Annotated in this window: 13 protein-coding genes; all 13 read right to left on the bottom strand. The window is 58.1% G+C overall.

Annotated features, from left to right (window positions below; genetic code table 11):
* Positions 1 to 3: 3 nt before the first annotated feature.
* The 13 genes from OEL83_04935 to OEL83_04875 all read right to left on the bottom strand — a co-directional run bounded on the left by OEL83_04935 (position 4) and on the right by OEL83_04875 (position 18,343).
* Entirely contained in the window at positions 4 to 2,628 is a 2,625-nt protein-coding gene (locus OEL83_04935; protein MDK9706375.1) for a S8 family peptidase, read from the bottom strand.
* Positions 2,621 to 3,628 carry an ATP-binding protein gene (locus OEL83_04930; protein MDK9706374.1) on the bottom strand — a complete coding sequence of 336 codons (1,008 nt, stop codon included), beginning with the start codon at positions 3,626 to 3,628 and terminating at the stop codon, positions 2,621 to 2,623. Before OEL83_04930 ends, OEL83_04935 begins: the two co-directional genes overlap by 8 nt.
* Entirely contained in the window at positions 3,628 to 6,465 is a 2,838-nt protein-coding gene (locus tag OEL83_04925; protein ID MDK9706373.1) for a site-specific DNA-methyltransferase, read from the bottom strand. Before OEL83_04925 ends, OEL83_04930 begins: the two co-directional genes overlap by 1 nt.
* A complete protein-coding gene (locus tag OEL83_04920; protein MDK9706372.1) occupies positions 6,462 to 6,851 on the bottom strand; it encodes a four helix bundle protein in 390 nt (129 codons plus the stop codon). Before OEL83_04920 ends, OEL83_04925 begins: the two co-directional genes overlap by 4 nt.
* A 4-nt stretch (positions 6,852 to 6,855) precedes the next feature.
* A complete protein-coding gene (locus OEL83_04915; protein MDK9706371.1) occupies positions 6,856 to 10,605 on the bottom strand; it encodes a DUF6079 family protein in 3,750 nt (1,249 codons plus the stop codon).
* The gene (brxF, locus tag OEL83_04910) at positions 10,602 to 11,117 is read right to left on the bottom strand and encodes a BREX-3 system P-loop-containing protein BrxF (GenBank protein MDK9706370.1); all 516 of its coding nucleotides are present in this window, start codon (positions 11,115 to 11,117) and stop codon (positions 10,602 to 10,604) included. The genes OEL83_04915 and brxF overlap by 4 nt, the downstream gene beginning before the upstream one ends.
* A 9-nt stretch (positions 11,118 to 11,126) precedes the next feature.
* Positions 11,127 to 11,330, bottom strand: coding sequence for a helix-turn-helix domain-containing protein (locus OEL83_04905; GenBank protein ID MDK9706369.1), 204 nt, complete (start codon positions 11,328 to 11,330; stop codon positions 11,127 to 11,129).
* A gap of 119 nt (positions 11,331 to 11,449) precedes the next feature.
* The gene (locus OEL83_04900; protein ID MDK9706368.1) at positions 11,450 to 12,007 is read right to left on the bottom strand and encodes a gamma-glutamylcyclotransferase; all 558 of its coding nucleotides are present in this window, start codon (positions 12,005 to 12,007) and stop codon (positions 11,450 to 11,452) included.
* Positions 12,004 to 12,801, bottom strand: coding sequence for a glucosamine 6-phosphate synthetase (locus OEL83_04895; protein ID MDK9706367.1), 798 nt, complete (start codon positions 12,799 to 12,801; stop codon positions 12,004 to 12,006). Before OEL83_04895 ends, OEL83_04900 begins: the two co-directional genes overlap by 4 nt.
* Positions 12,786 to 13,307 carry a DUF5049 domain-containing protein gene (locus OEL83_04890; GenBank protein MDK9706366.1) on the bottom strand — a complete coding sequence of 174 codons (522 nt, stop codon included), beginning with the start codon at positions 13,305 to 13,307 and terminating at the stop codon, positions 12,786 to 12,788. Before OEL83_04890 ends, OEL83_04895 begins: the two co-directional genes overlap by 16 nt.
* Positions 13,308 to 13,318: 11 nt before the next feature.
* On the bottom strand, positions 13,319 to 14,275 hold the full coding sequence (locus tag OEL83_04885) for an amidoligase family protein (GenBank protein MDK9706365.1): 957 nt from the start codon (positions 14,273 to 14,275) through the stop codon (positions 13,319 to 13,321).
* 249 nt (positions 14,276 to 14,524) lie between these two features.
* A complete protein-coding gene (locus OEL83_04880; GenBank protein ID MDK9706364.1) occupies positions 14,525 to 14,782 on the bottom strand; it encodes a VrlD in 258 nt (85 codons plus the stop codon).
* Between the two features lie 12 nt (positions 14,783 to 14,794).
* Positions 14,795 to 18,343 carry a DUF4815 domain-containing protein gene (locus OEL83_04875; protein MDK9706363.1) on the bottom strand — a complete coding sequence of 1,183 codons (3,549 nt, stop codon included), beginning with the start codon at positions 18,341 to 18,343 and terminating at the stop codon, positions 14,795 to 14,797.
* Positions 18,344 to 18,349 lie beyond the last annotated feature (6 nt).

Here is an 18,349-nt window from a genome sequence, read left to right as displayed (position 1 = left end):
TAATTACCCTCTACCTTGATCTGTTGCCTGCTGAATCTGAATCGCAGGTGCAATGCGAGTTCTGATTTCGTTGTAAACAGCGATGTCGACGCCCTCGGCTACCTCCAGCGACACGGTCAATCCATACGCGACAGGGTTATGAATTTTCCCTGCGTCTTCCCGGCAGTTCACTTTGATTTCGATAACTTCCCCGTCGATGAACGGCTCCGCTCTCTGGCCTTCAAACACTTCGTGTTGTACTGTTCCCCGCCTTACTGCACGCCAGCCGTCGGTCCCGCTGCAGCTTTCTTTTCTATCTTTAGCAGGCACAACTCCGCCGACCTCGAACCATAGACTTGCTGTTCTATACTTTTGTGTCCCTGCGGATATTGGCGAAAGCCATGCCATGGTAACGGTCAGCCGTCGCCATTCAGGCCGAGCGCCTAAAGAAGGCGGCAACGGCAATCTGAACACATGGGCCTCGCCATCAGAAAGCTGCCCAAAGCCCAATAAGGTGGCTCGCTGCTCAGTACAATCCAGTACGCGGTCTACTTGAGGAACGCCATAGCCCATCCACCTGCTCACAAGTCCGCTTAACTGTCGATTGTTCTCTGGCGTGCGCAGCAGGTCCCCGACTTGAGCGCCAACATCTCCCCATGCACAGCCATGAACGAGCATGGCTTTCAGTAAAGGGGCCTCGTGAATACGAGCATCAACTTCCGTAGCTTGTTCTTCAAAGATTTGTTGAAGTGAGTCGTAACAAATACCAGCGGCACGACTCATCAAAGCAGCGGCATTGCTGGTTCCACAAGAATAGGCAATACCTTCAAGGCTTCCAGATTGCCGAGCAGGGATAGCGGCTTTGTTGCCTGGCGGAGTATTCCGGATCGAGGGTTCGACCGGCTTTATGACGTAGTTATCTCGCCGTGAAGACCTGAGATCTTCCTGGTACAGGACCCTGCCTCCCGGGAAGACAATATCCGGCTTGATCGCTCTGCGATAACCACTGCCGAACGCTGAAACCGGGCTCGGCAAAAACTGCAAAAACGGGTTGAATCTGTTATTGACCGCCCCGAAGTGAGACGAATCGTATTGGACTGAACCAACCGTCAGCCCGTTGATACTCTCAGCTGGTGAGAGAAGCTTGCGATTCCGGGCATCTGAAAAAAGCGCTTTAACAACAGCAGTTTCTTGCTCCTGGGGATCTGAAGATTCGAATTCGGTCCGTGAAATCCCAAGTTGTATAGCGTCTGACTGATTCCCAGCACTTACAATAAAAAGCACACCATAGGTGAGACTGAGCCAATCCAGTAGCCTTGCTACAGGGCTCATGGACTGCAGGAACTGTCTATATGGATCACCAATCGATAAATTGATCACCCTTACAGAAGGGGCCACCGGGCCTTCTGAACCATCGCCTTCAAATAGCCTTTTCACGGATCGGTGAATGAGGTCCACAAGCAGGACGTCATCCGGAATATGTTCACGGCGAGGTGCCCGAAAATCATTTGGAATCGGCTGCATAATCGGACGAACATACACTGGTCGTCCTAATGGCCGCAGCCCATCGTTAAGGTCACCGTGGACGATCAGAGACGCCATCGATGTGCCATGCACGCGCTCATTGGCGTTATAGGTGCTTTCTACATTGTCAGGGTCATCGACGATTAGCCTTCCATTCAAGAGTCGATGATTTGCCAATGGAAGCCCATCAAAAACAGCAATTACCGGCTCTCCATCCGGCAGTGAATGTTCTTCAAGATCAGAATAGACTGCTTCGTCTTCGAGAAGTCCCTCCCCGGCAAGCATCTGTCCGACAGGCCGAAAGAACATGACGCTGTCACATTTCACCAGTTCTGTATTCGGATTATCGACAACGGCCTGGATGGCATTGGCTGGCAACTCGGCCAATATGCCATGATAGGCAATGCCCTCATGCAGTGACTCAGCTAAGACATGCCCGCCGAGTTGCTGGATCAGACTCGCGACAATTGCTGAGCTTTGGCTTCTCTTCTCTTCGCTGTTTCGAAACCAAAGTTCGACTTCAAACCGTATAAGCCTGCCGCCGTCATGCTCCAGATCTTCTCGCCAGGCATCAATCACCCCGGTCTCCAGAAGCCTGTCTTTGACGTCCCACCGGCGAATATCTTTCAAGCGCAGAAATACATCACGAAACTTCGTGAGCCCACCGTCGAATTTCTGTTTTGGGTCCTCCTGGTCCGTATATCGACGCCACATGGAGAGCATCTCATCCAGAGCTCTCTGATTGGTCATGACCATGTATAAGCGGCCACTCAGCTCCTTCTCCGGATGTTTTTCATCGAAGAAGTCCTGATCAGGGCCTATTTCGTCGATCTCAAATTCACCCATCCACTCAAAGCCATCGATACGCTTCACAGCATTGGCGAAATCCTCGACGCTCCCGATGGTTTCCATAACAAGGACCTGTTCAGGGTCTATGCCCGTCACAGCTTGCTGGATCTCAATGTTACGGGCGCGAACAGCTTCTTGTAGCTGAGTAAATTTTGGAGCCAGCCTTTCCCCTTGCCGAAAATGTGTCGGCAGATGCGAACGACCACCTCCGCCGCCAAGATTCGACTTGGAAGTAACCTCAGGCGTCGGAAAAAGGAGTAGTGGGCGTTCAGGCATCCTTCACCTCCGGTCCGTCCTGTTGAGCTACTGTGACTGATCTGGCGGACCAGTGCTGGAGGGTTTTGGACACGATTTCCTTCATGTCGGCGTTCGGTTGTTCGAGCACATACTGCCGGAACACGGTCGTGCCAAACTCTTCGACTTCCGCGAAATTCGATTCCTGGAGACGTTTGGCCAAAGTGCCAGGCGCGTATCCCAAAGGGATATTGATCCGGCGCTCGAATTTTTCGAACCACTCTGTCAGGCGAGCACGGGTCGGGCCGGGCAGTGTCATGCGGACCTGGAAGCGCCGCCATACTGCACGGTCCAGCAGTTCCGCATGATTGGTTGCCCCTATGACCATCACATGGCTCGGCAGGTTGTCGATCTGCATGAGCAGCGAACTCACCACGCGTTTGATCTCACCGGTTTCGTGCAGATCACCGCGTTCCTTGCCGAGGGTTTCAAACTCGTCGAAAAAGAGGACGCATTTCCGAGTGGATGCATACTCAAACAGTTTTTTCAGGCGGACAGCGGTCTCACCCAGGTATGTACCCACGACGCTCTCATAACGAACCACAAGCAGTGGAACCACCAGTGCTTCTGCAATGGCCTCGGCCAACGACGTCTTGCCATTGCCCGGCGGTCCGATGAGGAGCAGGCGGTTGCGGGGCTCCAGGTTGTATGACCTGAGCAGGTCGGTCCTGTGCTGTTCCTGGATCAGGCCCTGGCAAATCTGCTGCACCTCATCCGGCAGGATGAGATCCGAGAGTTTTCGTTGAGGCATGACCTCATGGAACAGGTTGCCCATGCGCTGATCCAACATAGGGCCACCGCCATTGGTAACGGGACGCTCAATCGGTGCGGTATTGAGCATCTCTTCGAGCTTCTCGGCCAGCACCTTGTGCTGCTTGGTTCGTTCTTCGGCGATGATCGCCTCGACGACCTTTCTAAATGTGGCCTTGTCGCCCCGTATGCCGGATTGGACAAGGCGAATTAGTAAATCCGCTCTTGCCATTATTCGCCTCCCATTCGTGTTACTGCCTGGTCGTACCACATGAGCAGTTTAGGATCTTCTTCAAGGACGTTGTTGGGGATCTTGTCGGCCACGGCGACGATGACGGCGTAGTCGCGTTCCTGCCAGGCTTTCTTGAATCCGGCGCGGACAGCTTCCAGGCGGAAGACCTTGAGTTTCTTCTTGACCTCTTTGTATTCCTCGAACTCCTTGAGCAGCGCTTTCTCGCGCAGCTTCTCCAGGTCGCCCGCCTTGTTGGGATCGGGCACATACCAACGGTCACGGGCTTTGGTCACCAGCGCCGGGTCATCCTTGGGCAGGTTGCGCAGCTCTTTCCAGTTGGTGGAGAGGTAGGCGTGGATCTGCTCGGGCACCGGGCCTTTGCCGTCGTAACAGAGAAAGTTCTGGTTCAGCAATTCGCGCAGGTCGAGCTGGGCCTCGTTTTTGCTCCAGCCACCCAGTTGCTGCATGAACTGCGGATTGATGTCGGAGAACGTCTGTGGTTTTTCCTTGATAAGCTGGCGGAGCCACTGGATAGCGGATGCCTCGTCAGAGACGAACATGGACATCTGCTTGAGTTCGCCCGAGGTCATTTTCTTGCGGTCGTATTCGGCCACCTGATCCGGCAGGAAAAACATGCCGTCACGCTCGATGAAACGCTGCGAAAGTCCGACCTGGAACTCCTGGCTGGAGATCGGCACGGGATAGCCCTTGCGGACATAGAATGCGATCATCTGGTCGAACAGGATGCGCGGGTCACGTTCTGGTATGAACAGTAGCAATGCCCCCTGTTGCTTCGTGACCGGCAGATACTTCAAGTGCGTGCGGACAAAATCCCACACGCCTTCTTCGGTTTGCGCCTCTTTCTGAAAGCGTTCTTCAAAACCGCCATTGGGTTTGTAGGCTGAGATTACGAGGTCCTGTTTTACCGAGGTCGTATTGGTGACGGCGTTAAAGCTGCCTTGCTTTTTATCCAGAGCGGATACGTTGGCGACGATGAACCCTGCTTCCACCAAAGCAGTCTGAATGGTGTTCCAAACTGATGCTTTTGTGTTAGAAAATTCAACTGTCACCCATCTTCCAGGCTTCAAGATTCGATTTGCTTCAGCGAAGCAGCCAGTCATTAAACTCCTGTATTCAGATAGGTCTTTTGCCTGATGCTTGCTAACAACCGCCTCATTCGCTTGTTTCGTAAATACACCAAACCATGCTTCCCAAGAAAAATTGAGTTCAGAATAGGCGAGATTGTCTCCGAATGGTGGATCAATGAAAAGGTAGTCAACTGAAGCAGTCTCTATTTGCTTAAGATCGGTTGAACTCTGTGAAGAGACAACTGGGCGTTGATTCTCTTTATGTGACAGGAATGGCAAAATTCTGCGTAAGCACTTGTTTTTGAATTGGTCTAGAAAGTTTGTCTCTTTTGCGAGAGATGCGATATACAAAGTTCCAAGTGTTACATTTGATGGGAATGAAACGTTAAATCGAAAAGTATTCATCAACGAATGGCGCATGCATGTCGCAGTGAAAGCAAATCGTAATGCGGCCAGCAGCTCTGGCTTTTTGATCTGATTTATCCATTTCCAGATATACCCTAGAACAATGCTATTTCTATCGGTGTAAAGCTCGTGAACAAATCTAAAATTTGAGGTTCCCGCTCTCCACTTATCCCCCCACTTCTGAATATCATCATCGGCATTCATCATCCGATTGGTAGGAAACCAGTAGTCATTGACCATGCCTGCCATTGAATCCAGAAATGAAATATCATCAGAGTCTGGTCTCTTAGTAAATTTCTGTCGGCCATTGCTGGCAGCAATAAGGACTGGCACCTGTTTATTGCCGGATCGGGTGATATTTAGCTTACTGTCAAACCGTGTAGTTATGGCATGATCAAGCTTCGCTTTTGAAAGATGGGCTCCACAATTTGGGCAATCAAACTCGGACTTGATTTTGGCTGCATCGTAATCTACTGCTTCATCCCAAAAAACAATTTCCCCAGCGCAGTTGTTGCAGACAAAGACATCTGACCATATTACATAATCGATTTTTGCCTTAGCCCCTGAAGGCAATCTAGTTTCATACAGGTATCCGATATCCTGTGATGCATCCTTTAAGAGCTTCTCGACGGTCTTTTTAAAAAGCTCTGGATCACATCCAGACAACACATTGTATCCATTCGCAATTGAAGTAGCTGCAGGAGAGAGTTCATTGATCACAGCTCGTCGGACGCCCATTTTTGAAAACGGCCGCCAAACCTTTTTGCCATCTTCATTCGTCTCTTCCTGCAAAATGGTGCCGTCCGGCTTCACCTGATACCCAAGAGACATGACCACTTCACAGTCGCCACACATCTGTGCAGCCACACCGGTCATGCCGGTTCCACAGAAGCCGTCGAATACGATATCCCCCGGCTGCGTATAGTGGAGGATGTAACGCATGATGGCCTTGTGCGGCACCTTGGTGTGATAAGAGTGCGCGTTGTAGATGGGGTCGTTTTTACCCTCGCTTACATCGGCCGCAAAGGGTTCCCGGTGATAGTGATAGCCTTCAGGCTGTTCCGGCTTTTGCGCCTCCCACTCGGCGATGAACTCGGCAATCCACGGATTCGGGCAGGCGGTGTAGTAAGGCGGATCGCTCAGGTTCAGGATGTCCTCATCGCTACCGATAGGGAAGCCTTCGATCTTGCGGAACTCCGGGTTGCGCAACCGGTCGCGTAGTAGCTCGGTGAAGTGTTGGCGTCGCGCTTCATCACTTGGGAATTCGATGCCGAGACAGGTGACCGGTTGCGGTTCTGTGTTCTGGGTTCTGTGTTCTGAGTTGAAAAGCTCGTCCTGTTTCATTTGTACTTGGCTCCCTTGAAGTCGCTGTTCTGTAAATACCGCAACAGTCCAGCGATCATCCGCGCCGTTGCTTCGGTTTCCGAATAGAGTTTTTGGAATTGATCTTGGTTTATGTAGCCAGCGTCGAGGGCGACGTAGAGTTGGGCTTGCACTTCGGATGCTGAGCCTTTGGCGGTGGATAAGAACTGGATGAACTCCTTGTTACCGCCTCTGCCGAAACCTTCAGCGATGTTGGACATGATTGAGACCGAAGCGCGGCGAATTTGGTCGCGCAGGCCGAAATCACGAGCAAACTGGCCGTCGTTTGACATGGCGTAAATTGCCTTTGTCAGTTCCCGGGCCTTTTGCCAGGCTTCTATGTCCTCGAATCGCTGAAAGCTGCTCATTGCATTACTCCAGTACGATGCGGACTTTGTTCTGGTCTTTGCCTTTAGTCAGGCTGTCCACGTAGTCACTGACTGCTTGCTTGATTTCATTTGGCGTAGATGGTCCAAGGTCGGTGACGATCTTCAGCAAATCGGCTTTCTTAACCGACACCTTCTGCAAACCAGCGAGGATGGTTTTTAATGTCTGCACAAAATTGCCATCAACCGGTTCGGGCAGTTCCTTTGAATCCATGAACGCCTTAACAATCTGCTTGTCGTCTTCATGCAGCAGCTCATTCACATTGGCCTGCGTCATCGGATCGTCCAGGTTGTTCAGCAGAGTTTTGGTCCACTGCTCGATAATCCGATCCAACTGTTCATCCATCTGATCGAGTTGCTGCGAACCAGAAACTCCGAACCCAGAACCCAGAACTCCAATTTCAGCCGCAGGCCGAAATTGGCAATGCGGGCAGATGGGCGAGGCGTCGAGGTTTTGCTCGGTCAGGGCAAAGCAGCTTTTCAGTCCGGCCAGGCGATTCTGGTAATCGGTGAGCTGCTGCCGGGGCATCAGGTCGATGCCAGCCAGTTTGAGCAGGGTTTGCAGGCGCTGGTCGTTGAGCAGGCCTGCCTTGCGCTTGTCGTCGTTCACCCCCAGCCGGGCTTTGGTGTGCAGGCCGATGTAGGCGACGGTGTAATCCTTCTTCAGCTTTTGCAGCTTGGCCCCGATGGACTGGGACTGGCTGGCCAGCTCGGTCAGGTCGGCCTGCTTGAGGGCATCCAGCACGTCCTGCCGGGTGGTCTTCATGCGATCCACCCAGTCGTGCTCGGCGGGCAGCACCGCCTCGGCGGTGGAGAGCCAGGACGCCGTCGGGCTGTGGTCCATGATGAACTCGCGCAGGGCGTCCAGCTCATCCAGGGCCTTCACGGCCTTTTCGTGGGCCAGCACTTCGGGAGCGCTGTAGCGGAAGTTTTTCAGCTTACCCGGCGAGGAGTAGGCCTGGAGCGATTCAAAGAAGCCCTTGGCCTCGTCCAGCCCGCTGGCCTGGCTGGATAGGTCGGTTCCCGCGAGCAGGTCCAGGCCCCAGAAGGAGAGCCCCTCGCGCAGGGTCTGCTGGGTCATGACGATGCGCTTGACGATCTTGCCCACCGCTTGTTGCAGGTTCTGCACCGGCTCGTCCTTGCCCTGGGTGACGAGCTGGGCCATGCCCGGCGTCATGCCGAGCAGTTCGAACAGCGCTTTGAGCGCGGGCAGGTTCCATTCCTTGGGCTGCTCCAGGTGCTTGAAGCGGACCAGCTCGTCCATGCCGGTCGCGGCAAGCTGCTGTAGTCCGGTGGCGTCAAACTTTTTGCCCGGGATGGCGAGCACGATGTCGCCGGAATAGACCAGCGAAGCCAGGATGACCGCCACCCATTCCGGCTCAAGCCGACCACCGCCCGGGTTCATGTATTCCAGCCCGTGGTCGTCCTGGATGATCTCGCTGCGGTTGACTACCTGGCCGTGCCCCTTGGCCTTGACGGTATCGAGAATGAACTTGGTGTACTTCGACTTGTAGGGGTCGATCTTCTCGCCGGCGAGCAGCTCCAGGGCGTCCAGCACGGCGGTGGCCTGCTTGGTGCGGTTCTGCCCGGCGATGGCTCGCAGGGCGTCCTGCGCGGCCTGGGCGCGGTTGTTGCCGGTGATCAGGACCGAGAAGAACGGGTAGTCCGGGGCCTGGTTCTCGAAGTTCGGTGCCAGGCAGACACCGGCGATGGTGTTCACCAAGTCGCGGAAGTTGATAGTCTCGTGAGGCGACAGGCCCGACAGGTCGCGGATGGATTTGCCCTTGGCCCATTCGGTCATGGACTTGGCACGGCCCTGATAGGTGACCTCGAAGGCATCGCTCATGTGCTTCTGCAGCCACTGGACCAGTTTCTTCAGGAAGCCGTTGGCCTTCGATTCATAGGTGGCCTTGGCATGGCCCGATGAGGTGGCTGCAAGATCCAGTGCGGCCGCATAGCTTTTCAGCGCAGTCTGGAATTCCTCGTCGGTGCCTTTCAGGCGGAAGAAGACCTCGTCGTTGACCTTGTCGTCCTTGAAGCGCGGCGGATCGTTGGGCTGGATGAAGTAGAGGTAAAAGTCCCGCTGCGGCACGGCGGTGGAACGCTCGTTCGGTGCCCCGAAAAAGAGGTAGCCGGAGCGGGCTGCCTTGTGCTCCTGCCAGACCAGTTCGTGCTGCCAGATTTTGTAGCCGGTCACATAGGTGGCGTCCTGGCATTCCATGACCCGCTTGAGCGCCTCGTAATAGAAGCGGTCGAGTTGAGCCTGGCCAAGACTTTCGGCCCGCTTGTCGATCAGGGCGTCGAAGTCGTCGGTCTTCTTCAGGTCGAGATAGAACTGGCGGTTGTCAGCATTAAAGGAGATGAACTGGCCGCTGACTGTCTTGTGGATCTCGCGCAGGACCGTTTCCACATGGGTCTGGAGATCCTTGTCGGGTTCGTCGCTACCCAGCTCGGCGATCAGCGGATCAAACAGGCAGAGACGGTCGCGCAGTTCCTCGGCGGATGCGCCCATGGGGGCATAGATGTCGCCGGTGGTAAGGCGGTGGACGGACAGAGCATGGATCAGGCGTAGCGCCATCGGCTTGTATTGTTTGCGGGTGATGGCGTTCTCGATGCGGGATTCCAGCACCTGGCTGCAATCAATGACTGCCCGGATTTCGGGAATGGCGCGGAACGAAGCGTTCTGCTTGAGGGTACCCCAATAGCTGTCGAAGGCGATCAGGCCGGGTTCGTCCTGCGGCACGTCCTTGCCGAGAATGCCTTTCATGCCCATGGACAGGGTCTTGAGCACCTCGCGCTTTTCCACCACGGTGACCCGCTCGAAGGTGTCGATGTAATCGGGATGCACCGGGAAGAGCCGGACAAACTCGTCCATCCGCTCGTTGAGGCCGCCATAGTATTTGGCAAAAGGCATCAGGTAGTCGCGGATCTTGGCCTGTTGTTCGGTGGTCTTCTTGAGCAGACGCTCGGCCACAACGAATTTGACGTCGCTGCGGGCAATGAGGATCTGCTCGAAGCGGTCCTTCACCCGGCGGATGCTGTCGGCGACAAAAGCGAAGCGCGGGCTGTCGAAAATGGCTTCCTGGACACCGGCCATGAAGCGGAAGCGCAGGTCCTTGCAGACCTCGCCGACCTCGCGGAGGAAGTTGAGGTCGAGGATCAGCTCCTGGTCCTTGCGGGTGCGCAGGTAGTCGAGCAGCTCATCGACCACCAGCAGCAGACCATGCTCGGGGAAGACCTCGCCGAACTTGGCCATCATGTCTTCGAAGGCCCGTTTGTGGCTGGAGATGGTGCCCGCCTCGGGGAAGACATATTCCACGCCGAGTTTTTCGAGATGCTCTTCCAGTTCGGCCACCAGGATGTCGCGCAGGGACATGGTGGTGGCTCCGATCTCGGTACGGATAACCTTGAAACGCCCGGCGATCTGAGAGGCTGCGTCGCGGACACCTTCGCTTTTCAGCCCTTCCAGCAGGGAGGCGTCTGCGGCAAGGCTGGAGACCACCGACATCAAGTGCGACTTACCGGTGCCGTAGTTACCGACGACCAGCAGGCCCTTGTTGTCGACCGGCTGGTCGAACTGCATCTGAGGAATGACAAGCTGGATGAGCCGTTCGGCCATTTCCTCGGAAATGACATAGGTGTTCACGAGGGTGTGTGCGGCGCTCGATTTGTCCGCGTCACGCAACTGAACGACCGACTCAATCGGGTCGAATTGGATAAGGTCTCCGTATTTCATGCTTGTCCTGCCTCTCTATTGTTTTTTGCCGAATCGACAGTGGCCGTGCCATCCATGCCCACAATCAGCGCATCGACCGAGTCATAGCTGCGGTACTCGGGATGGCCGGTTTCGGCGTACAAAAGCCTCCCGGAATTCATGATTCCGTTCCACGAAGCCACCACGGCCCGATTTCTCGAAATGGACTGCAGCAGGCGCAAGGGGTCCTGCTGGAGATCCTTGTCGAAGAGGATCTCGAGATTATCCAGCACCACCGGTGCTTGAGCCTGGTCCGCGATCTGATCGAGGATGCCCGGCAACCGAAGCGACCGCTGCTTTGCCGTCAGCTCAAGCAGTTCGCCTGAAAGCGCCAGATTGACGTTGACGACAGATGAGCCGAATTCCTCGGCAATATCCCGAAGAACGCCGGTCTTGCCGGAACCGGTCTCACCCACCAGCAACACCAGACGGTGATACAAGCCTTCGGCTGCTTGGAGGGATCGTTTTATCTTGTCGTGAATCGGCTCGGCCATGGTCGCTCCTTATTGCTCGGTGTCCGGCTTATCGGATTTGTCAGCCGCACCGCCGGAGCGGACCCATTCGTCCACTTCGTCTTGTTTGAACATCCAGCGACGGCCGACGCGATGACCGGGCATAGCCCGTTGTTCGATCCACTTGTAGACCGTCTCGTTGCTTACATTCAGGTATTTGCAAATGTCATCGACCGTCAGCCATCTCTCATCCATAGCCTTCGTCCTTCGTTCATCATGTTTTCGGTAAAAGCCCGAAGGTCTCCGGGAAACCCGAAATCCGGACACAGTGCCGCAAATTAACCTCCATAAACTACATTGATGGATTGCCAAAATCAAGCGTTTTGTGCCGAATAGAGACGACTTTTCCAAAAAACGGCCTGATTGTCGTTGGTGATACGTTCGCCGTTCTGAGGCGCATACATGGTGTAAGTCCATACAGCACAGGCGATTGAGCCCCTGGCTGCAGGCACCATCACCCGCTGGTACATGCTCTGGCCGCCGGGCCGGAAGCCTTCCAGCCGGTCGATAGGCGGCAGGTTGCGTTGCGGGTCGGTGAAGGTCACCAGTTCCCCATGGATCAGATCCCAATCGCCGGTCGGTCGGCCGAAGCGTGGTGTGCCGATATCCTCCTGCCTGCGGGCGTCGGCCAGTGGATCGGCGGTGCCCTGAGACAGGATCAGCCCTTCCGGCACCTCGAGGGCCGGGAACCCGGCGTGGAGATGGTAGAGCCTGCCCCAGACCACGGCTGGTTCGATGCTGCGGGCCTGGGCGCAGAAGCGTTGATGGTTCCAGTAGCCCCGTTTCAGGGTGCCGTAGACGAAGAGTCGGAGGATGGTCTCGGGACTGTCTTCCGGGTTTGTGTTCAGCTTCGCGGTGTCTCCAATGTTCATGCATTCACTCCTTCGGGCAGTGTCCCTTTGCGCTCCTGGGGTATGAAGCGGAATTCGCTGTTTTCGATAGCCCGCACATCCTCGTGGCGGATGGTGAGCATGGTCATGGGCGGAACCTCCAGCTCGCGCCAGCCCTTCTCGTTGACCACGGCAAAGTCAATAAAGGCGTCGTCCGAGGCGTAGAGCACCACCCGGTGCTGGCGGTGGATGCGCAGGCAGAGTGGCTTGTTGCCCTTGAGCACGGTGATGGTGCCGGGGTCGAGGCGTGAGGTCAGCACGGCGCTCATTTGGCCGCGACAGAGGGCAAGCGCCTTCTTCAGCCCCTCCTGGTCGATGGGGCCTTCTGGCGCGAAGCGGTCGGCCAGACGGAAGATCAGCTCGCTGTCCACCTCTGCGTAGCGCGGCAGCCTAAGGCGGCGGAACAGATAATCGGCGTTGTAGATGGTGCCGTTGTGAGTGCCGATGACGATCCCGGCCCGGATGGGATGGTTGTTGCGGTTGTTGAACTCGTTGCCCCGGGTGCGCCAGCGGGTATGTCCCATGAGGATGGTGGTATCGTTGTCGACCTGTCCGAGCAGCTCCTGGAACGGCTTCTCGTAGACCAGCTCGTGCGCCCGCATCGGCCGCTTGAAGATGCGGTGGCTGCCGTCTGTCTTGAGCCAGGCGAGACCGGAGGCGTGCGGGCCGCGCTCCTCGCTGTGCAGCAGCATGCGGATGAAGAGCTCGCACAGGTAATCCCGCTCGTCGGGCCTCCTGCGCTTGCGGCCGAAGATGATGCCTACTTGTCCGCACATGGAGCCGGGTCCTCCTTGCCGCCGAAGTTCTTGCCGAGCGGTCTCGTCCCCTCGAGGACGAAGGCCGCGTATTCGCGCCGGTGGTCAGCCAGCCACTCGGCCACCTCCGGGTAGCCCATCTCGGCGATCAGCCGGGTCACCTCCGGGTGATCGAGCATGTTGGTGCGCCCGGAGAGCCGCACCGTCTCCAGGGCTTCGAGGAAGCGTTCCGGCCAGGGATCGCTGGCCTTGTCGTCAGGCAGGAACTCGATCAGGCCGTGCCGCGCCAGACGGGTCAGAAACTCGGCGGCCGCAGCGGCGGCATCCTCCGGCAATGGCTGGGTCGGCCCGCCTTCGATGCCTGAGAGCACCTCGGTCATGTAGTCCCGGGGTGCTCGGCTGGCGGTAAATGGCGTCTGGCCGCGCATCAGCTCGACAACTTCGAGGCAGTCGTCGGCTTGCAGGGTTTCCCCGCTGCCTGGGATCGGTTCGCCGTCCAGCGTGGTGGAGCGGATCAGAATCTTCATGGGGCACCTCCTTAAACAGTGAGGCCGGGAACTTGCCCGGCCTCGTTGGTGAGAGTGGTTGTTTCGTCCGGAAGGACGTCCTGCGGTTTGGGGCGTCCGTTCTTGAAGGCTGCGTCGCCGGGCATGTTGGCCATCAGATGCTTGCGGGCGGTCTTGAACTCGTCGCCGATCAGGCCGAGGTGGAGCAGGAAGACCCGGAAGTCGTACTTGGCGCTTTGGGGATCGAAATCCCGCTTGCGGCTGGAGGCTGCCCGACCGTTGAGCGCCTTGGCGGCGACGGCGAGGCAGAATTGCAGGTAGGCTTTGATCCGTCCCGCATGGAGGGTCGCCTCGAACCAGCGGAACTCCACCGTGCCCCGGTACCAGACGTTGTGCAGGTTGACCCCGTGATAGCGGCTGTTGTCGTAGTGCTGGGGCTGGCGGTTGTGGTAGCCGTACCAGATTCGGTTGAGCTGGTCCTTGGTGCGCGGGCGATGCTGTTCGATACGCTGGATCAGTTCATCGCTGACCGGCCGGGTGTAGCGATTGAGCCGGTCGCGGCTGATGTCGAGGGCGTGGAGGATTAGCGGCTCCTGCTTGTAAATGATCTTGGCCAGGTTACCCAGGTGTCTGCCGTCGAAGGGCGCGGCGTCGATATGGATGTGAATGCCGCACTGGCTGTTGATCTTGCCTCCGGCGCGGCGGATGGCCCGGACCGCCTCCTGCAGTTGCGGGATGTCGTCGTAGCCGAGCACCGGGCTGACCACCTCGGCCCGCAGATGGGCCGGGACGCTGGTCAGGGAGGCGTCCCCCACCACCTTCCAGACGCGGCCGCGCAGGTCCTCGACCTCCCAGGGGTCATAGCTGCTGGGGATGCCGACATGGCGGACCGTGCCGCCTACCACCGAGTGGATGGCCCAGGCGATCTGCTCCCGGGTGCGTTTTACGGTCTCGATCTCGATCCCGTAGTGGATCTCTTTCAGGTTCATGCGTGCCTCCGTCGTTCGTGGCGCTTATAAGTCGTTGTCTGGCAAGGCTTTTCAGCCTCCGATTACACCATGAATGAATGCTTCTTTCCGGACACAAATCAAGTAGAAGAACAGCCGAAGACGACATTTAACACGTTTATTTTCAATAACTTGCGAGCTTGGACGGATTGGGCGGCGCACAGGCGGCAGAAACCCCGGAACGGGCTGGCCGTATCCGGGGTTTCTGGGTTGGCGGTGGCAGTGAGCCGGTCAGCCGGAGGCGGTATCGGAGGTGATCAGGCTGGCGTGCAGCTCGAGGTTGCGCGACTCATCGGCCCGCATCCGCGCCAGCAGCGCCGTGAAGGCCTCCGCTTCGTCGGTCGGGATCTTTGATGCCCGTTCCAGCCGCGCCAGGCGCTGGTGCAGATTCTCCAGCAGTCCCAGGGCGTGGTCGCGGATCAGGCCGTCGCGCTTCTCCTGCGGCGTGGGGATGAACTCGGTCAGGCCGCCTTTGCGTCGAACGATCATGGCCGTGCCTCCTTAGCTCAGGGTCGCGCCCAGCGAATGGATGCGCGGGTAGATCAGCGGCGTGCCGGTCATCTCGGCCTTGTAGCGGACCTTGTTGCCGGTGTTGTCCGTGAAGGTTCGCACCAGGGTGTACTCGGTCCAGTTCTCGTCGATGGGCCGGGTGTCCTGGATGGTCATCGCCTCCCAGGTCAGGCCGCCGTCGTTGCTGGCAAACCATTGCAGGGTGGTGCCGCTGGGGATTTGCATCTGCACATAGGCCTTGGTCGATTCCACCCCCTGGGTCAGCTCATTCTCGCGGGTCAGGTAGGCCCCGGTGGTCTTGTTGAGGTAGCCCACCAGGTTGACGTCGCGGAAGTTGATGGCCGGGGTGTCGTTGGAAAGCGAGCTGCTCAGGCGCACGCGGATCTGGACCCGGGTGGCGAGGTTGGGCAGCCGTTCCTCCTCGGCGGGAACCATGGCGTCCCAGGTCACGCCGCCGTCGGTGGAGTATTCCCAATCGAGGGCGGTGCTTTGGGGGATGGCCGAGTATTCGTCGAGGTTGATGTCGGAGAACTGCACGCCGGTGATCGGCTGGAAGCGGATCATCCCCTCGGATTGAAAATTGTAGCCGTAGATCTTCATCGCCAGGTCGGAGCCGTTGAGCGGCGTCCAGGTTTCGGCGTTGGAGCTCTCCAGTAGCACACCTTCCATGTAGGTCTGCCGGGTGATGATGCCCCAGCGGCCCATCTTGCCGAGGGTGGCGGTGCGGACCTTGTAATTGGTGCTGTTGGTCAGCAGCACCACGGAATAGCTGGTGTTGGCCTCGGCGTAGAACGGGTCGTCGAAGCGAATGCGGGTCTCGCCGCTCAGGCTGATCTCGTTCGGGGCCAGCACCTTCTCGGCGAACACCACGCCGTTGGGCAGACCGGTGGTGACGCCGCGAATCTGCACGGTGACCGGGATGCTCGGGTCCCTGGCGGTGAACTGCAGCCCGATGCTGGAGATCACCTGGTTTTGGGTGAAACTGAAGGTCTGGGCCAGCGGATCGCGGGGTACGAAGATGGTCTGAGTGCGCCAGACCACCTGCACCACGGGCACGCGGATGATGCGGTTCTCGATGATGCGCTCGATGCGGGTAATGACCAGCGGATCGTTAATCTGCAGGCTGGCCCGGGCCGAGTAGACGCCGTCGGCCATCTCCACGATGCGGTTGCCGTTGCGGGCGTTGGTCGGAATGGTGAAGGAGGCGCTGACCCGACCGGCCTCGTCGCTGATCAGGTTGCTGGCCATCACCTGGCCGTCGCAGCGCAGCACGATGCCGGACTTGCTCGGGGTGAAGTTGATGCCGGTGACGGCGATGCCGGTCTGGCCGCGCCGCCCGAGGTTGGGCGTGATCTGCAGCATGGCCGGGGGCTTGTCGAACACCGCGTAGGGGTTGATGTTGCGCTCCTCGGACCAGTCGTTCTGCTCCACCAGCACGGTCTCGTTGCCCGGCAGCAGCACCAGGCTGCCGAAGAAGCTGGCGTTGCTGCCCGCCTGATCGACCGAGAGCACGGTGGAGTGCGGAATGCGGTCCGGCGCGACGAAGCGGGCGATCTCGTTCACCCGGGCGTCCCATTCGGCGTGGTAGATGTCCGACTGGGCGGTGTTCGAGAAGTCGTCCGAGTAGATGCCTTTCTTGGTCTGGGCGTCCCGGTTCTGCAGCTCGTTGTTCATCTGGTACTGGGCATCGTTGTACTTCAGATCCTCGACGTCCTGAATGATGTCGTGGATCTGGTCCATGGTGATGCGGGTCAGGCCGAAGTTGCGGATCTCCATGTCGGTGGAGTTGGGCGGGCAGTCGATGCTGCCCAGCCCCAGGGCGTTTTCCGGCACGATGGGCAGCTTCGGGAAATCGGCCGGAGCCCCTTCCAGCCGCTTGATCTCGGTGGTGGTGGCGTAAACGATGTCGCGACGGCCGAGGTAATAGTCGTAGTCCAGGCTGCAGTTGGAACCGTTCACCGGCTGGTCGCCGAGGCTGCCGCGCCCGAAGTTGATCACATTGAGATTGCCCAGCTCGAGCTGCACCGGCGACATGGTGAGTCCGGCCGTGTTGGTGGCGGGAGGCGAAGCGGTGCCGATCTCTTCGACACCGTCGTCGACGTAGGAGATCGCCTCGCTGCCCAGTTCCATCAGTCGCTTGTAGTCGGTGCGTGCGCCGTTGGTGGCGGCCCGGTAGACGCGATAGCCGGTCGCGCCGCTGACCGGTAGCCAGGAGAGCTTGTTCATCTCCCCGGCGGTGGTGGCCCGGGCAATGACCGCAGCGGCGTTGAAGGCCGTCTCGCCGGTGGCGTTGTAGGCGGTCACCAGATAGAAGTAGTTTCCGGCCGCCGGGTGGTTGACCTGTCCGAACCAGCCGCTGTCCACATAGTCGGTGCCCTTGACCATCTGCTTGGTGTAGGTCCAGCGCACCGTGTAGGTGGTGCCGATGGCCGGTTCGTTACCGGAGCCGAGCCAGTCGACATGGTTGCCCGACTGCTGCCAGTCCACGCCCTCCTGGAAGATGGTCGCTCCCTGGCTGACCTCGAGGATGTCCACTACCGGATTGGGGTCGAGCAGGTCTTCGCCACCGCCCACCGAGCCGCGAGTGACGTTGCGGGTGATCTCGACGATGGCCTCCACCTGGGTCGTCTCCTTGAGCGGCGTGGAGTTGACTGGATAGCGGCGCTTGTTGATGTCGAAGGTCTTCTGCTCGCCGCGCACCGACTTGGTGGCGATGGATTTGGGCACCAGGGTCGAGGTGGGCAGATCGCGCTGATGCCGGAAGCCCTGGATGTAGGCGCGTCCGGCGTTGGTGATCGCCTCCACGCTGTCGTCGTCGACGCCGTCGATAAAGGTGTCAAAGCCACGCACCAGGTAGCTTCCGGCCTGGTCGAAGGTGCGCTCGGCCAGGTTCTGAATCAGTGAGTTGAGACCCTCGGCGGCGGCGAATGAGAGCTGGTCCTCGGTGATCGAGGAGACGGTAATCCGGCTGCCCGGCAGCGTGCCCAGCAGATCCCGCAGGTATAGGTTGGACTTCTCCTGCACCGTCGGCGTGACGTCTCCGCTCTCGCGGTCGAACTTGTAGATCGGGATCACCCGACGCTCGGTCACGTTGTTGGGCAGCGTCTGGCCGCTGGTATCCGTCGCCTTGAGAGAGAGAACCCATTTTTCCCGTTCGGCGGTGGGCTCGCCGGTGGCCGGATTGATCAGGGCCGGGTCCTGGGTGTAGCCGTAGTTGTACTTCAGCAGCTCCACGTAAACGTAATCGGCCCCGCTGGTGGTGGCCGGGTCATAGGTCAGGGTCGCGCCGCTCACCTGTTCCAGATGGCCGTCGATGTAGACCACGCCCGGGGCCAGGGTCAGGACGTTGGCGGTCGCGCTGACCTCGAGGCCCATGATGATGGAGCCTTCCTTGAACAGGATGTCGGCGATCTTGCGCCGCTCCAGGTTGATGATGTCCTGCTGCTCGTTGAGTTCGGAATCCAGCAGGTCGCGATCCTGATGGTAACGGATGCGCTTGTAATTCTTGGTCGGGTCGAATGTCTCGCGTGAGATGCTCATGTTTGA

The sequence above is a fragment of the Desulforhopalus sp. genome (assembly GCA_030247675.1).
GTDB lineage: Bacteria > Desulfobacterota > Desulfobulbia > Desulfobulbales > Desulfocapsaceae > Desulforhopalus_A.
The sequence above is the reverse complement of the archived record's forward strand: the minus strand, read 5'-3'. Positions and strand labels throughout refer to the sequence as shown.

Bases quoted from the DNA above. Each gene is read 5' to 3' on its own strand.
- OEL83_04905 (MDK9706369.1), bottom strand. From the start codon at position 11,330: ATGGATGAGAGATGGCTGACGGTCGATGACATTTGCAAATACCTGAAT.
- OEL83_04935 (MDK9706375.1), bottom strand. From the start codon at position 2,628: ATGCCTGAACGCCCACTACTCCTTTTTCCGACGCCTGAGGTTACTTCC.
- OEL83_04885 (MDK9706365.1), bottom strand. From the start codon at position 14,275: ATGAACCTGAAAGAGATCCACTACGGGATCGAGATCGAGACCGTAAAA.
- OEL83_04890 (MDK9706366.1), bottom strand. From the start codon at position 13,307: ATGAAGATTCTGATCCGCTCCACCACGCTGGACGGCGAACCGATCCCA.
- OEL83_04875 (MDK9706363.1), bottom strand. From the start codon at position 18,343: ATGAGCATCTCACGCGAGACATTCGACCCGACCAAGAATTACAAGCGC.
- OEL83_04915 (MDK9706371.1), bottom strand. From the start codon at position 10,605: ATGAAATACGGAGACCTTATCCAATTCGACCCGATTGAGTCGGTCGTT.
- OEL83_04880 (MDK9706364.1), bottom strand. From the start codon at position 14,782: ATGATCGTTCGACGCAAAGGCGGCCTGACCGAGTTCATCCCCACGCCG.
- OEL83_04920 (MDK9706372.1), bottom strand. From the start codon at position 6,851: ATGAGCAGCTTTCAGCGATTCGAGGACATAGAAGCCTGGCAAAAGGCC.
- OEL83_04925 (MDK9706373.1), bottom strand. From the start codon at position 6,465: ATGAAACAGGACGAGCTTTTCAACTCAGAACACAGAACCCAGAACACA.
- brxF (MDK9706370.1), bottom strand. From the start codon at position 11,117: ATGGCCGAGCCGATTCACGACAAGATAAAACGATCCCTCCAAGCAGCC.
- OEL83_04900 (MDK9706368.1), bottom strand. From the start codon at position 12,007: ATGAACATTGGAGACACCGCGAAGCTGAACACAAACCCGGAAGACAGT.
- OEL83_04895 (MDK9706367.1), bottom strand. From the start codon at position 12,801: ATGTGCGGACAAGTAGGCATCATCTTCGGCCGCAAGCGCAGGAGGCCC.
- OEL83_04930 (MDK9706374.1), bottom strand. From the start codon at position 3,628: ATGGCAAGAGCGGATTTACTAATTCGCCTTGTCCAATCCGGCATACGG.